12 protein-coding genes and 1 pseudogene are annotated in these 14,287 nt (G+C 75.3%); 6 read left to right on the top strand and 7 right to left on the bottom strand.

Annotated features, from left to right (window positions below):
- Positions 1-1,267: CDP-alcohol phosphatidyltransferase family protein (locus GQS09_RS21525; protein WP_165988809.1), on the bottom strand; the 1,267-nt coding region annotated here is incomplete at its 3' end.
- 275 nt (positions 1,268-1,542) lie between these two features.
- On the opposite strand from GQS09_RS21525, the gene galE reads away from it, so the two are divergent.
- The 3 genes from galE to idi all read left to right on the top strand — a co-directional run bounded on the left by galE (position 1,543) and on the right by idi (position 4,453).
- Positions 1,543-2,544: a UDP-glucose 4-epimerase GalE gene (galE, locus tag GQS09_RS21520; RefSeq protein WP_165988804.1), complete on the top strand. Its 1,002-nt coding sequence runs from the start codon at positions 1,543-1,545 to the stop codon at positions 2,542-2,544.
- 150 nt (positions 2,545-2,694) lie between these two features.
- Positions 2,695-3,645: a cation diffusion facilitator family transporter gene (locus GQS09_RS21515; protein WP_165988803.1), complete on the top strand. Its 951-nt coding sequence runs from the start codon at positions 2,695-2,697 to the stop codon at positions 3,643-3,645.
- A 208-nt stretch (positions 3,646-3,853) separates the two neighbouring features.
- Positions 3,854-4,453 (top strand): isopentenyl-diphosphate Delta-isomerase, encoded by a 600-nt coding sequence (gene idi, locus GQS09_RS21510; protein WP_165988800.1) that lies wholly within the window; start codon positions 3,854-3,856, stop codon positions 4,451-4,453.
- A 103-nt stretch (positions 4,454-4,556) separates the two neighbouring features.
- On the opposite strand, the gene GQS09_RS21505 is transcribed toward idi, so the two are convergent.
- Both GQS09_RS21505 and GQS09_RS21500 read right to left on the bottom strand, forming a co-directional pair.
- Positions 4,557-5,021, bottom strand: a complete 465-nt coding sequence (locus tag GQS09_RS21505) for an ATP-binding protein (RefSeq protein WP_165988798.1) — start codon at positions 5,019-5,021, stop codon at positions 4,557-4,559.
- A gap of 184 nt (positions 5,022-5,205) precedes the next feature.
- Entirely contained in the window at positions 5,206-5,862 is a 657-nt protein-coding gene (locus GQS09_RS21500; RefSeq protein ID WP_313896258.1) for a DUF308 domain-containing protein, read from the bottom strand.
- Between the two features lie 293 nt (positions 5,863-6,155).
- Here GQS09_RS21500 and GQS09_RS21495 point away from each other — a divergent pair, with 293 nt between their 5' ends.
- Positions 6,156-6,932 carry an enoyl-CoA hydratase/isomerase family protein gene (locus GQS09_RS21495; protein WP_165988794.1) on the top strand — a complete coding sequence of 259 codons (777 nt, stop codon included), beginning with the start codon at positions 6,156-6,158 and terminating at the stop codon, positions 6,930-6,932.
- Positions 6,933-7,036: 104 nt separating this feature from the next.
- Positions 7,037-7,900 (top strand): SCO6745 family protein, encoded by an 864-nt coding sequence (locus tag GQS09_RS21490; protein ID WP_165988792.1) that lies wholly within the window; start codon positions 7,037-7,039, stop codon positions 7,898-7,900.
- A 110-nt stretch (positions 7,901-8,010) separates the two neighbouring features.
- Here the strand turns inward: GQS09_RS21490 and GQS09_RS21485 are convergent, their stop codons facing one another.
- From GQS09_RS21485 to GQS09_RS21470, 4 genes are all read right to left on the bottom strand, one after another.
- On the bottom strand, positions 8,011-9,759 hold the full coding sequence (locus tag GQS09_RS21485) for an ABC-F family ATP-binding cassette domain-containing protein (protein WP_165988790.1): 1,749 nt from the start codon (positions 9,757-9,759) through the stop codon (positions 8,011-8,013).
- 349 nt (positions 9,760-10,108) lie between these two features.
- Complete coding sequence (locus GQS09_RS21480) at positions 10,109-11,131, bottom strand: SCO0930 family lipoprotein (RefSeq protein ID WP_165988788.1); 1,023 nt, start codon at positions 11,129-11,131, stop codon at positions 10,109-10,111.
- Positions 11,132-11,290: 159 nt separating this feature from the next.
- Entirely contained in the window at positions 11,291-12,853 is a 1,563-nt protein-coding gene (locus tag GQS09_RS21475; protein WP_165988786.1) for an NADH-quinone oxidoreductase subunit NuoF family protein, read from the bottom strand.
- The gene (locus tag GQS09_RS21470) at positions 12,850-13,599 is read right to left on the bottom strand and encodes a hypothetical protein (protein ID WP_243761634.1); all 750 of its coding nucleotides are present in this window, start codon (positions 13,597-13,599) and stop codon (positions 12,850-12,852) included. The genes GQS09_RS21475 and GQS09_RS21470 overlap by 4 nt, the downstream gene beginning before the upstream one ends.
- Positions 13,600-13,957: 358 nt before the next feature.
- Between GQS09_RS21470 and GQS09_RS21465 the strand changes: the two are divergent.
- A pseudogene (locus GQS09_RS21465) lies at positions 13,958-14,287 on the top strand (hypothetical protein); the annotation flags it as partial.

Genomic DNA, 14,287 nt, shown 5'->3' with positions numbered 1-14,287 from the left:
GCGCCACCGCCGCGGCCAGGATGCCGCTGTCGGTCAGCAGTGCCAGCCGCCCGGCCCGCCCGGCAGCTCCGTCCTCCCGCGGGGCGGCGGAGGGTCCGCCGCGGCCGGCGTCGGGGTCGCGGTCGCGGTCGGGGTCGCGGTCGCGGGCCGGCGGGGTGCGGAGGAGGCGGCCGGCGGTGGTGTAGGCGGCGGCGATGCCGCCGGCGGCCAGCAGCACGGTGAAGGTGACGCGGGGGGTGGTGAACGCGGTGAGCACGGCCAGCAGGGCCCATCGCTCGCCGATCGGCAGCACCACGATCCGGCGCACCCAGACCGTCCAGCCGACCCGGTCCAGGCGGCCGGAGAGGGCCGCGGCCGGGCCGCCGCCGGGGCCCGCCGCGGCGAAGGAGGAGTCCAGCAGGTGACGGCCGGCCTGGAGCACTATCGCGCCGAGCGCGAGCGCCCACACGTCGTCGCCGCTGCGGGCCGCGCCCAGTGCCAGACCGGCGTAGAAGGCGTACTCCTTGGCGCGGTCGAAGACTGCGTCCAGCCAGGCACCGAGGGCGGAATAGGCCAGGTTGTAGCGGGCGAGCTGCCCGTCGGCGCAGTCCAGGACGAAGGAGCCGAGCAGCAGCAGCGCGGCGGCGGCGTAGCCGGGCCGGGTGCCGGTGGCGGCGGCGCCGGCCGCGGCCAGCGCGATCACCAGCGAGGCGGTGGTGACCTGGTTCGGGGTCAGCCCGCGGCGGGCGCACCAGCGGGCCAGGTGGCGGGAGTACGGGCTGACGAAGAAGGTGGTGAAGAAGCCGTCGCGGGACTTGACCGCGGAGCGCAGCCGGACCGCCTCGCCGTCCACCGCGGCCACCGCGGCGGCGGCCGCGGAGCGCTGGGCGTCCGAGTCCGGCACCCGTGCCACCAGCGGCCCGAGCGGCGGCCGGTGGACGGTGGTGCCGTCCGCCTCCAGCCGGGCGGCGAGCGGCTCCGGCCGCAGCGGGCAGCCCGCGGCCAGCGCCCGTTCCAGCGCGGGGCGGCCGGCCGGCTGGACGCCCAGGGCGCCCGGGACGGCGGCGGCCGGGAAGCGCGGATCGGTGAGCGCCAGGCGCAGGCTGTGCCGGTGGCCGACGAACCGGGGATCGACCACGGCCACCCGCTCGCCGGCCGGTATGCCCGCCAGTGCCGCGGCCGGCGGCTGTTCACCGTCCCAGCGGCGGACGGTGAAGCCCAGGCGCCGCAGTTCCTCCTCCAGAGGTGAACCCGAGACGGGCGGACCGGTCAGTACGGCGGTCGACAGCGTCACCACTCCCCGGCGGCTCTCCACGGTGGTTGCCCCGGAAGCCCGCCGACCCCGCGGCGCGGCACGGTTTCCGGCTGCTGGCAGAGACTAGCGGATGGGTGCACACCCTTCACCGTCCGGCTTCACCGCCCGTTCACGGCCCTGCGGGTGCGGTGCCGGCGGTGCCGGCGCGGTGCCGGCGGTGCCGGAGGGGCCGGCCGGAGCCGGGCGGGCGGGCGGCTCCGGGGGGACGGGGGCGCGGGCGGCCCGGCCGGAGGCATAGGCTGCCGCCCATGACGTGGCTGATCACGGGCGGCGCGGGATACATCGGTGCGCATGTGGTGCGGGAGATGCTGGCCGCCGGGGAACGGGTGGCGGTGCTGGACGACCTCTCCGCCGGGATCGCGGACCGGCTGCCCGCCGGGGTGCCGGTGGTGCGGGGCACGGTCGCCGACCGGCCGCTGCTGGACCGGACGCTGGCCGGGCAGGAGGTGACCGGGGTGGTGCACCTGGCCGCCCGCAAGGAGGTCGCCGAGTCGCTGGCCCGGCCGGAGTTCTACTACCGGGAGAACGTCTACGGCCTGGCCGTGCTGCTGGAGGCGGTGGCGGCGGCCGGCATCCGCCGTTTCGTGTTCTCCTCCTCGGCGGCGGTCTACGGCATGCCGGACACCGACACGGTCACCGAGGACACCCCCTGCCGCCCGATGAACCCGTACGGCGAGACCAAACTGGCCGGCGAGTGGCTGGTGCGGGCGGCCGGCCGGGCGCACGGCATGGCCACGGTCTGCCTGCGCTACTTCAACGTGGCGGGCGCGGCCCGGCCGGAGCTGGCGGACCGGGGCACCTCCAATGTGATCCCGCTGTTCTTCGAGCGCCTGGGCCGGGGCGAGCCCCCGCAGATCTACGGCGACGACTACCCGACGCCGGACGGCACCTGCGTGCGGGACTACGTGCATGTGGAGGATCTCGCCCGCGCACATCTGGCCGCGGCCCGGCACACCGGGCGCGGCGGCGGGGATCTGACGGTGAACATCGGCACCGGCCGGGGTGCCTCGGTGCGGGAGCTGGCGGAGCTGGTGGCCGAGGTCACCGGCATCCGGGAGCCGGCCGCCGTGGTGACCGGGCGGCGGCCGGGGGACCCGGCCCGGGTGGTGGCCTCGGTCACCCGGGCGGCCGAGATCCTCGGGTTCACCGCCCGGCGTGATCTGCGCGACATGGTCGAGTCCGCCTGGGCGGGCCGGCGGCCGGCCGCGGAGGGCCCCGCCGGGGTGTCCGGGCAGGCTGCCGGGCACTGACCCGGCCCCGGTTGCCCCGGATGGGCGAATCCGCAGGTCAGGGGAATGACAACGGTGTTCAGTGCCGCGTTGCCGCAGCCCGGCCGGGCGTAGTTCACTGGGGGTCCGGAGCTCGTCGGCGGTCGGCGAGGGAAGGCGAGGCGCTGCGCGATGGGAGCCGGGCACCAGCACGGGCACGGCCATGGGCACCCCCACGGCCGGGGCGGCGCGGGTACGGCCGCGGCCGGATACCGGGGCCGCCTGTGGATGACGCTGGCGATCGCCTGCACCCTGCTGGTGGCCGAGATCGTCGGCGCGGCGCTGACGGGCTCGCTGGCGCTGCTGGCGGACGCCGGCCATGTGGCCACGGACGTGATCGGCATCGGCATGGCGCTGCTGGCGATCTCCGTCGCCCAGCGGCCGGCCGGGGGGCGGCGCACCTTCGGCCTGGCCCGGATGGAGATCCTGGCCGCGCTGCTGAACTGCCTGCTGCTGTTCGGGGTGGGCGGGTACATCCTGGTCGAGGCGGTGGAACGGCTGCGGGAGCCGGCCGAGGTGCCGGGCGGGCCGACCGTGCTGTTCGGGCTGCTGGGCCTGCTGCTGAACGCGGTGTCGCTGGGCCTGCTGATGCGCGGCCAGCGCGAGTCGCTCAATGTGCGCGGAGCGTTCCTGGAGGTGCTGGCGGACGCGCTGGGCTCGCTGGCCGTGGTGATCGCCGCGCTGGTGATCCTGCTCACCGGCTGGCAGCGGGCGGACACCGTCGCGTCGCTGGTGATCGCCCTGCTGATCGTGCCGCGCACGGTGAAGCTGGCGCGCGAGGCGCTGGAGGTGCTGCTGGAGGCGGCGCCCCGGGACGTGGATCTGGCGGAGGTCCGGGCGCACATCCTGGCCCTGCCGGGGGTGGAGGATCTGCACGATCTGCACGTGTGGACCATCACGTCGGGGATGCCGGTGCTCTCCGCGCACGTGGTGGTGAGCCGGGAGGTGCTGGACGCGGTGGGGCACGAGGAGATGCTGCACGAACTCCAGGAGTGCCTGGGCGGCCATTTCGACGTGGAGCACTGCACCTTCCAGCTGGAGCCGCACGGCCACGCCGCGCACGAGCCCCGGCTGTGCCACTGACCGCGCCGGCGGACCGCTGCCGCCCCGGCGGACCGCTTCCCCGCACGGCACGCCCGGGACCGCGCCCGCGCCCGGGACCGCGCCCGGCGATCGCACTGGTATCCGCCTGAGGAGGTTCGGCCACCGCCGGCGGCCGGAACAGGCAGACTGGTGATCGTCAAGACGCGCAAGCCGTGCGAGTCGAGAGCGAAAGTCGAGATTGAGCCACATGCCGCACAGCTCCCCCAGCACCACCTCTTCCGGCGCGGAAGCTCCCGGCTCGGCGGAGCCGATCCTGCTGGAACTGGTGGACGAGGCCGGCCGCACCACCGGGACCGCGGAGAAGGTCTCGGCCCACCGGGAACCGGGACGGCTGCACCGCGCCTTCTCGGTCTTCCTCTTCGACGAGGCCGGACGGCTGCTGCTGCAGCGCCGGGCGCCGGAGAAGTACCACTCCCCGGGGGTGTGGTCCAACACCTGCTGCGGCCACCCCTACCCCGGGGAGCCGCCGTTCCTGGCGGCCACCCGGCGCACCGCCGAGGAGCTGGGCGTGGCACCGCGGCTGCTGCGGGAGGCGGGCACGGTGACCTACCGGCATCCCGATCCGGCCTCCGGTCTGGTGGAGTGGGAGTTCAACCACCTGTTCGCGGGGGTGGTGGCCGCTGCGCCGGAGCCCGATCCGGCGGAGGTGGCGGAGACGGCGCTGGTGACGCCGGCGGAGCTGGCGCGGCGGAGGGCGAAGGAGCCGTTCTCGGCCTGGTTCATGACCGTGCTGGACGCCGCCCGCCCGGCGATCCGCGAGGTGACGGGCGCCGCGGCCGGCTGGTGAGCGGCCGGCCCCGGCCGCGGGCCGGGGCGGGTGGCAGCGGGCGCAGCGGGCGGTTCGGCGGCGGGAGCGGGCGGCCGGTCCACCGGTTCAGAGGGCCACCGGTTCAGAGGTCCATGGGCACGGCGGCCCAGATGATCTTGCCGCCGGCGGCGGTGGACTGCACCCCGCACGTCCCCCCGGCCTCCAGCGCGATGCACTTCACCAGGAGCAGGCCGCGTCCGCCGGTCTGGTCGCCGTCGGCCTCCAGGGCGGTGGGCCGGTAGGGGTGGTTGTCCTCCACCGAGACGCGGATCCAGCCCTGGCCGAGCGCCACCTCCACCCCCAGCTCCGGGGTGAGCAGGGCGGCGTGCTTGACGCCGTTGGAGACCAGCTCGGAGAGGATCACCATCAGGCCGTGCAGCAGATCGTCGGAGACGGGTGCGCCCTGACGCCGGATCAGGCCGCGGACGGCGTGCCGGAGCTGCGGGACGCAGGCGCTCACCGGCGCGGCCGTGAAGCGCCAGGCGCCCGCGTAGGGCGCGTCGGGGGCGGCGGGCTGCTGCGGCAGTGCCCCTGATCGACTGTCCATGATGCGCGGCACCGACCCCTCTCGTGCGTCCCGATCCGTTACCGCGGCCCGGGTGGCGGGCGGCCGACGCGGTCACAGTCCGAGTGTTGGCATGTGCCAGCGCACCATGACGCAGTGAACGTAAGTGGTCGTATTTTGCCGTTCTCTGCTGTTTCTTGACCCATTCCTCACGAAGTAAAAGCGCTTACGACCGTCCATCCGGAGGCGGCTGCCCCGTTTCGCCCGCCCCGCGCTCCCCTGCGCGACCGGCCCCCGGAGCCGCACCGCGGCCCTGCGCGCCTTCCCCGGCCGCTCCGCCCTGCTCGCCCTCCCCGGGGGTCACCATGCGCACCAGCTGGCGTCCCCCCATGCCGGTGGCGATCAGGCCCAGCCCGTCGAACAGCAGCGCCAGCGAGAAGAAGGTGCCCAGCACATAGCGGGTGCTGTCCGGCCACTCGGCGAGCACCAGGATGCCCAGCAGAATGCCGAACGCGCCCTGCACCATGCTCCAGATCATCTCGCCGCCGCGCACCGCCAGGCCGCCGAACAGCCGGAACATCCCGCCGGAGAGGAACAGCAGACCGGCGAAGAGGGTGAGACCGGCGGCACTGACCTCGGGATGCAGGATCAGGATCAGGCCGGCCGCGATGTTCAGGGCGGCGATGACCAGGCCCAGCCAGACGTAGCGGGAGTGCAGCGAGGCCAGCGCGTGCACCAGGGCCACCACACCGCCGAACAGCAGCAGCCAGCCGAACAGCAGCACCGAGGTCAGGGTGGCCACGCCCACGTAGACCAGGCCGACCAGCCCGGCCAGCACGAGCAGCGAGCCCAGCACCACCAGCCAGGACAGGCTGCGGCTCACCCGGTCGGCGGCGGACTTCTCCTTCTGCTTTCCCTTCCCCGCCCGGCCCGGGGCACCGGGACCGCCGGGTCCACCTGGTGCACCGGGACCGCCGGGTCCACCTGGTGCACCGGGACCGCCGGGACGGTCGGGACTGTCGGGACTGCTCCGCGGGCTCATGCGGAACCACCTCCTCCGGCGCTGACTGACTGACCGTCCTTCTGCCCCACCTTGCCGGGATTGCACCGGCCCCGCCGGTCCGGCTGGGCCATCCGGGCCGGATACGGCCGGCGGGCGCCCGTAGCATCGCGGTCATGGACGCGGGCCTGCACTGCGAGATCCACGACGGGATCGCCACTCTCACCCTGCGCAACCCGGCGAAGCGCAACGCCATGACGCCGGCGATGTGGCGGGAACTGCCGGAGCTGCTGGACGGGCTGGGTGCCGACCCGGCGGTGCGGGCCCTGGTGCTGACCGGTCACGGCGGCACCTTCTGCGCCGGAGCGGACATCGGCAGCCTCGGGGACGCCGGCGGCCCGCGTGAGCTGGCCGCCCGGGCCGAGGAGGCGCTGGCCGCCTTCCCGCGCCCGACGCTGGCGGCGGTGCGCGGGGCCTGTGTGGGCGGCGGCTGCCAGCTGGCGGTCGCCTGCGATCTGCGGTTCGCGGAGCAGGACGCGGTCTTCGGGGTGACCCCGGCACGGCTGGGCATCGCCTATCCGCCCGGGGCGACCCGGCGGCTGGTCGGGCTGGTCGGGCCCGCGGCCGCCAAGTACCTGCTGTTCTCCGCGGAGCTCATCGACGCCGGGCGCGCGCTGCGCACCGGGCTGGTGGACGAGGTGCTGCCGTCCGGCGGGCTGGAGCGGCGGGTGGCGGAGTTCACCGCCGTGCTGCGCTCCCGTTCGGCGCTCACCCAGCAGGCCGCCAAGGAGTTCGCCGGCGGCCTGCCGGACGGGGAGCAGGCCGCCGTGCGCATGGCCTGGTGGCGGGGACAGGAGGAGACGGCGGGCGAGGCGCGGGAAGGGATCGCCGCCTTCCTGGACCGCCGTGAGCCCCGCTTCTCCTGGTCCCCGCCCGCCGGTCCCGCCGCCTGACCGGGCACCGGGACCGGGGGTCCGGTCCGGTGCGGGTGTGCGTTGGCCCACTGTGCGGGCGGCGGGGATACCGGGCCGGACTACCCATGGGTAACGTACGGCCCATGACGTCACTGGCCCCGCGGGCGGGGCGCTCCTGCCATGCCGCGCTGAACCCGCTCCACTCGCAGCTGTACTTCTCCCCGGAACTGCTGGCGGAGCTGCGGCCGTACGGGTTCACCGAGTGGCTGCCGGCGTACTTCGCCGCCCGTGCCGCACCGCTGGGCGCGGTGGGCGCCGGCACGGTCGCCGCCACCTTCTACAACTTCAGCCCCGCGCTGGTCGACCGCCATGTGCCTGCCGTGTGGGAGCTCGCCTCGCCCGGGCAGGTGACCGGGGCGCGGCTGCGGGCGGCGGACGCGCTGCTGCGCCGGCAGTTCGGCGAGGACATCGCGGACTCCCCGGAGATGGCCGAGGCCGCGGCACTGGCGGAGCGCGCCGCCGAGGCGTGCTCCGGGCACGGCCGGCCGCTGTGCGCCGCCAACGCCCGGCTGCCACTGCCCGGGGCGCCGCATCTGCGGCTGTGGCACGCCGCGACCGTGCTGCGCGAGCACCGCGGCGACGGGCATCTGGCGGTGCTGCTGCGGGAGGGCCTGGACCCGGTGGAGGCGCTGGTCAGCCACGGTGCGAGCGGGCACGGCATGACCCGGGACCACGCCCTGGAGACCCGCGGCTGGACGGCGGAGGACTGGGCGGGAGCCCAGCGGCGGCTGCGCGCCCGCGGACTGCTGGACACCGACGGACGGCTGACCGAGGACGGCCTGGCGCTGCGCAAGGAGATCGAGAACGAGACCGACCGGCTGGACCGGGCGCCCTACGAGCATCTCGGCCCGGCCGGGGTGCAGCGGCTGACCGAACTGGCCGGCGGCTGGGCGATGACCGTGCTCAGGTCCGGCATCTTCCCCGCCGGTATCGTCGCCGGACGCTGAGCCGGCCCGGCCGCCGCTCCGCCCGGCCGCGCATGGCCCGGCCGCGCATGGCCCGGCCGCGGGCCGGGCCTGCCCCGCGCGGGCCGTGCAGCGCCGTGCCGTCGGCCCGGCTACAGCGGACCGGTCTCCCGCAGCCCGCCCGCCCGCTCGCCCGCACCCTGGTCCGGTCCGCCGCCGGAGGCGCCGTCCCCGGACCCGATGGCCAGCCGGCGGGTGAGGGACAGTTCGCGCAGGAACGCCAGGTCGTGGCTGACCACCAGCAGCGCGCCCGCATAGGACTCCAGCGCGGTGACCAGCTGCCGGACGCTGGTCAGGTCCAGGTTGTTGGTCGGCTCGTCCAGCAGCAGCAGCTGCGGCGCGGGCTCGGCGAGCAGCAGCGCGGCCAGCGTGGCCCGGAACCGCTCGCCCCCGGAGAGGGTGGACACCGGCTGGTCCGCCCGCGGGCCGCGGAACAGGAACCGGGCCAGCTGTGCCCGGACGCGCTGCTGCCCGGCCGCCGGTGCCAGCCGCCGGACGTTGTCGGCGACGCTCAGCCCGTCGTCCAGCACATCGAGCCGCTGCGGCAGGTGGCGCACCGGCACATGGGCCTCGATCTGCCCGGAGAGCGGGGCGAGTTCGCCGGCGATTGCGCGCAGCAGGGTGGACTTGCCGGTGCCGTTGCGGCCGGTCAGCGCGATGCGTTCGGGGCCGGCCACGGTCAGGTCCACGGCGCCGGCCCGGCCGTACGGCAGCACCGCGCCGCGTACGGTGAGCACCCGGCGGCGGGCCGGGACCCGGGTCGCCGGCAGGTCGACGCGGATCTCCGCCTCCTCCCGGACCTGCTCCTCGGCCTCCTCCAGCCGTCGGCGGGCGTCGGCCAGCCGTTCCTCGTGCAGGATGCGGTGCTTGCCCGCGGAGACCTGGGCGGACCGCTTCTTCATCTTCATCACCGCCCGCGGTTCCCGCTTGCTGGCGTACATCTTGTCGGCGTAGCGGGCGCGGCGGGCCAGCTTGGTGTGCGCCTCGCTGAGTTCGCGCCGCTGGCGGCGGACGTCCGCCTCGGCGCTGCGCACCATCCGCTCGGCGGCCTCCTGTTCCGCCGCCAGCGCCTCCTGGTAGGCGGAGAAGGTGCCGCCGTAGACGGTGACGCCGCCGTCGTGCAGGTCGGCGATCCGGTCCACCAGCTCCAGCAGTTCGCGGTCGTGGCTGACCACGACGAGCACGCCGGGCCAGGCGGCCACGGCCGCGTACAGCCGTTCCCGGGCGGCGCGGTCCAGGTTGTTGGTCGGTTCGTCGAGCAGCAGCACCTCCGGGCGGCGGATCAGCAGGGCGGCCAGCCGCAGCAGCACGGATTCGCCCCCGGAGAGCCGGCCCACCGGGCGGTCCAGCCCGATGTGCTCCAGGCCGAGCTGGGCGAGGGCGGCGCGGGTGCGTTCCTCGATGTCCCAGTCGTCGCCCACGGCGGTGAAGTGCTCCTCGCGGCAGTCACCGGCCTCGATGGCGTGCAGGGCGGTCCGGATGCGGTCGATGCCCAGCACCTGGTCGGTGCGGAGCGCGGTGTCCAGGGTGTGGTTCTGCGGCAGGTACCCCGTCTCGCCGGCCACCCGGACGGTGCCGGCGGCGGGGGTGAGCTCACCGGCGATGATCCGCAGCAGGGTGGACTTGCCGGTGCCGTTGGCACCGATCAGGCCGGTGCGGCCGGGGCCGACGGCGAGGTCCAGGCCGTCCAGCACGGGTGTGCCGTCGGGCCAGGCGAAGGACAGGCCGTGGCAGGCGACGGACGTCCGGTCGCGGGCGCCGGGAGCCGAACGGGCAGCAGAACCGGGAACGGAACCACGGGACGATCCGGGAGAAGGGGACGGCGGGGTGGTGCATGCCATGGCGGCCTCCGGTGCGCGTGCGCAGGTGCGTGGGCGGGATGCGGCACAGGAGACACCTGAGACGTCAGGTGGGGTCCGGGCATGCGAAAAGCTCGCCTGCACGGCCGGGACACGCGAGGTGGCCGGGGTGCGGCAACGGCACCACCGGGCGTCTCACGGTGTCTCGCGACCTCAGACGAGCAACGGCCTCTCCCCTCGGCGACGACAAGGCCGTCTCCGACGGTACGGAAGGGCGGGCCGGGAGGCAAAGGGTTTTCCGCGCGGCGCCGCCGGGTGCGGGCGCGCGGCGGGGCCCGGCCGGCGGATGGCGGGCCGGCCGGGCCCCTGGATACCGGACGGGGGCGGGGGGTCAGGCCACGGGGGCCTTCCTGCCGTCCGGAGTCACCGCGAACCACATGCCCTGGGCGTTGTGTCCCTTGGTGTCGCCCGGCACGGCGTCGCCGGTGTACCAGTACACCGGCCAGCAGTCGATGGCGAGCTGCTCGGTGCCGTCGGGCCGGTCCAGCACGCTGATCAGCTCCGGGTCCACCCCGTCCAGCCGCTCCGTGTCCACCGGTGCGGCGGGCTTCCACACGTCCAGGCAGGCCCCGGTGCAGTGGGAGACCATGGGCCAGGCGGTGTCGTTGCTGAAGCGGTAGAGGGTGCGGCCCTGGGCGTCGGTGACCACGGGGCCGAGCTCCGGATCCTGCACCACCGACAGATCGGCGGTGTTCCCGGCCGCCGGGCCGGTGCCGTCCCCGGTCAGGTCGGCGTTCTGCTCCGTGCCGGCCGGGCCGCCGTCCGGGCCGAGGGCGTACCAGGTGCCGCCGACGCCGTGGCCGTTGACGTCACCGGGGGTGGCGTCCTGCGCATAGCGGTAGACCGGCCGGCCGCCCACGGTGAGCTGGGAGGTGCCGTCCTGGCGGATCACCTCGCCGAGCAGGCCGGCGTCCAGGCCGTCCGCCACCGTGGCGTCGTCGGCCGAGACCGGCGGCCAGGCGGAGGCGCAGGCGCCGACGCAGGCGGACTTGGGCGGGTCGGCGTGGTCCTCCTCGAAGCGGTAGAGGGCGAAGCCCTCGCCGTCGACCAGGATGGAGCCCAGCTCCGGGTCGTCCCGCAGCGCGAGCCGGCCGGCCGGTGAGTTCCCGGTGGTCCCGGTGTCCGGGCCCGCCCCGTCCGTGGCCCCGCCGTAGTCCTCGTTGGCGAACCCGTCGACGCCGTAGGCGGTGTCCAGGTCGACGGCGCTGCCGGCCGGCGCGCCGCGCTCCTTGTCCGCGCAGGCGGCGGTGAGCAGCAGTGCCGCGGCGGCCAGGGCCGCGGCGCCCGCCGCCCGGCCGCGCGGGAAGCGATGTCCTCGTCGGCGTGAGCCGGCGGTCTCCTCGCTTGCGTTCATGTGGAGGCTCCTTCTTCCGGGTTCTTCCGGTTCTTCCGGGTGTGGGGGTGGGGACGGCCGGTGGGGGCGGCCGGTGGGGCCTGGTGCGGATCGGCGCCGGTCGGGCGTCGGGTCGGGCGTCGGGTCGTCGTCGGGTCGGGACGGTCGGCGGGGCCGCGGTCAGCCGGTGACGCGCAGCGCCAGGGCAGGGCAGCGGCGCACGGCCCGGGCGGCCTGGGCGCGTGCCGCCCGGGGCACGGGCATGGCGGCCTGCGCGGGATGGCCGTCGGAGTCCAGCCGCACCAGGTCGGGGGCGATGTCCGCGCACAGGCCGTGGCCCCGGCAGAGGGTCCAGTCGACGGTGAGTTTCCGCCCGGTGTCGCCGGAGAGTGCCACGGCGGAGGAACGGCCGCCGCCGCCCGGGCCCCCGGAACCGCGTCCGGCGCCGGGCACCAGCGGCAGCACCCCGGTGACCGGGCGTCCGCAGCCGTGGCCGACCGAGTGGTTGAGGAACTCCTCGGGGAACGCCTCCAGGGCGGAGGCCACGAACCGGGCGGTGCCGTCCGGGTGGCTGCACGCGCCCCGGCGTTTCACCGAGGCCATCCGCTGCTGGAGGGTGTCCAGCGCGGGCCGGCCGCCGGCCTGCTGCACCCATTCCAGGGTGTCGGCGATGGCGGGCAGGCCGAGGAAGCAGGGCCCGCACTGGCCGGCCGACTCCTCGGCCATCCAGCGCGCCACCCGGGTCGTCTCGCCCACCGGACAGGTGTCCCGGGGCAGCGGGACGACCGCTCCGGCGCCGAGCGCGGCACCCAGCGCGGACAGCGAGCCGCGGGAGACCGTGGCCACCGCGGCGGCCTGCGGCGAGAGCCAGCCGCCGTGGTAGCCGCCGACCAGCACGCCCTGGCCGGCGTCGGTGCCGCACAGCCGCAGCACCTCGGCGAGCGGTGCGCCCGCCGGGACCTCGGCGACCAGCCGGCCGGAGAGGGAGAGCAGCACCGTGCCGGGTTCGGAGGGCAGGCCGAGCTCGCGGTAGCCCAGGGCCCCGATCCGGGCGGCCACCGACAGCTGGGCGAAGGTCTCGGTGTTGGACAGCAGGGTGGGCAGCCCGCCCAGCCCGGCCTCGCTGGTGCGGATCCTGCGCCCGCTGGGCAGTGCCGGACCGTCGTCCAGCCCCTGGGTCAGGGCGGAGCCCTCACCGGTGACGAACCGCTCCGGCAGCCGCCGCACCCGGACCGGCACGCCGTCCGGGGGCCGCTCGGCCACGGCCTTGCGCAGCGACTCCTCGGCATCCGGCCGGGTGACCCCGAACACCACCTGCCGGGCGCCCAGCGCCTCGGCGGCCAGCACCGCGCCGTCGATCACCAGATGCGGGGTGTGGTTCAGCAGGGCCTTGTCCTTCAGGCAGGTGGGCTCGCCCTCGGTGCCGTTGACCACCACGGCGGTGGGCGCCTTGCGGCGGGCCGCGGCGTCGGCCACCGCCCGCAGCTTCCGGGCGAACGGGAAACCGGCCCCGCCGCGCCCGCGCAGGTCGATGTTCTCGGCGAGGGCGATGACCTCCTCCAGCCGCATCCGGGGCGGCGAGCCGTGCACGGTGAGATGCCCGACGCGGTCCAGCCGTGCACCGCCCTGCACCCCGGCCAGCAGGCGGGCGGGACCGAGGGCGGCGAGCGCGATCCCGCCGGACTTCCCCGGCCGGCCGGGAATGCCGGGGCTGCCGGAGCGCCCGGTGACGACCAGGGTCATCGCAGCCTCCGCCGGATCCGGATGCGCTGCACCAGCAGGACCATCACGCCCAGCAGGCACAGCAGGTAGGTGGCGAAGGCCCAGCCCGTGGCCGGGCGCCCGGCCTGCAGACCGTGGATCAGCCCGGCACACCACGCCAGATAGGCCAGATAGTGCAGGCCGCGCCAGAGCTTGGAGCGCAGCCGGCCGGTGAAGGCGCTGCGCACCGCCCCGGAGACGGCCACGATCACCACCAGATAGGCCGCGACGGTGCCCAGGCCGATGTGGAAGGTCTGGACCTCGGAGGTGAAGGGGATGACGGCGGCGCGGGCGCCGACCCGCAGCTCGGCGATCTTCACCCAGATGTGCAGCCCGAGGAAGGCCAGGCCGGCGACGGCCAGGCCGCGGTGCACGCCCTGGGCGAGCACCCGGTGTCCGGGTTCCAGGATGATCCGGTCGGTGGCGGCCACGCCCCACAGCACGGTGCCGCTGAGGCAGACCAGCGCCATCACCCCGGCTCCGAAGTCGAGGAAGAACCAGGGGTGCTCGAAGGCTCCGGCGGTCGCCGCCACGGCGACCGCCAGCAGCACGGTGATGAGCAGGTAGGCGAGGGTCAGCCGCGGGCCGCTGGCGTTAGGCAGCTGCGCCGGCAGGCCGCGCCCGCGGGGCCGGGGGGTGCGCAGCCCGGAGTCCGGCGGCGGGCCCGCGTGCCGCCCGCGCCGGCGGGACCGGGAGCGCGGCGGCAGCTCGATCTGGGACTGGGACATGGCCGCAGGATCACCAAAGCCTGCCGAACCGATAACGGAGTTATCGGAACGTGATAAATTTCTACGCGCTGGTAGCCGGGCACCGCCACGGCTACGAAGATGCCCCATCTGGGACGAATCCGTCCCTCCCGGAGCGGCGATGAAGCCAGCAGACACTGGCATTCTCGCATCGCTCTCACACCTGTGTCGACAAAGACATCAGAAAACGGGAACCCCATCGGACGACACCCTCCACGGAGGGTGCGGAGAATCTCCTGTTCCCTCCCAACTGGACATAGAGGAACCAGGAGATGCTCTCCACACGGACCTGCCATCCCCCACGAATCACGGCAGGTGTCCCCCCAGGAATGAGGTTGAGATGTGTGCAATTCTGAACCGCATCCGATCGCGCCCAAGAGATGAGTGGAACCGTCACATACAGCACGAGCTGCCCTCCCTGGCAGATGAGGTCGTCGAGATCCTCCAGCGTCGAATTCCGGGATTCGCCACCTTTCTGTCGGGCGGCCACCGGGAAAAGATCCGCAAGGAGATAGAGCGGGCGGTGCTGGCCGCGCTCGACAACGGCTTCCCGGCCGCACACAGCGAGCACGGCACCGGCGGCCGCACCTCCCCCGCACCCCCCGCACCCACCGCGCGCGGCGCGGCACCGGCAACCCCCACCACGCCGGCCGCCCCCGCCGCCCCGCCC

Source organism: Streptomyces sp. YIM 98790, assembly GCF_011421595.1.
Lineage (GTDB): Bacteria > Actinomycetota > Actinomycetes > Streptomycetales > Streptomycetaceae > Streptomyces.
Note: the sequence above shows the minus strand (reverse complement) of the source record. Positions and strands in the feature narration are given on the sequence as shown.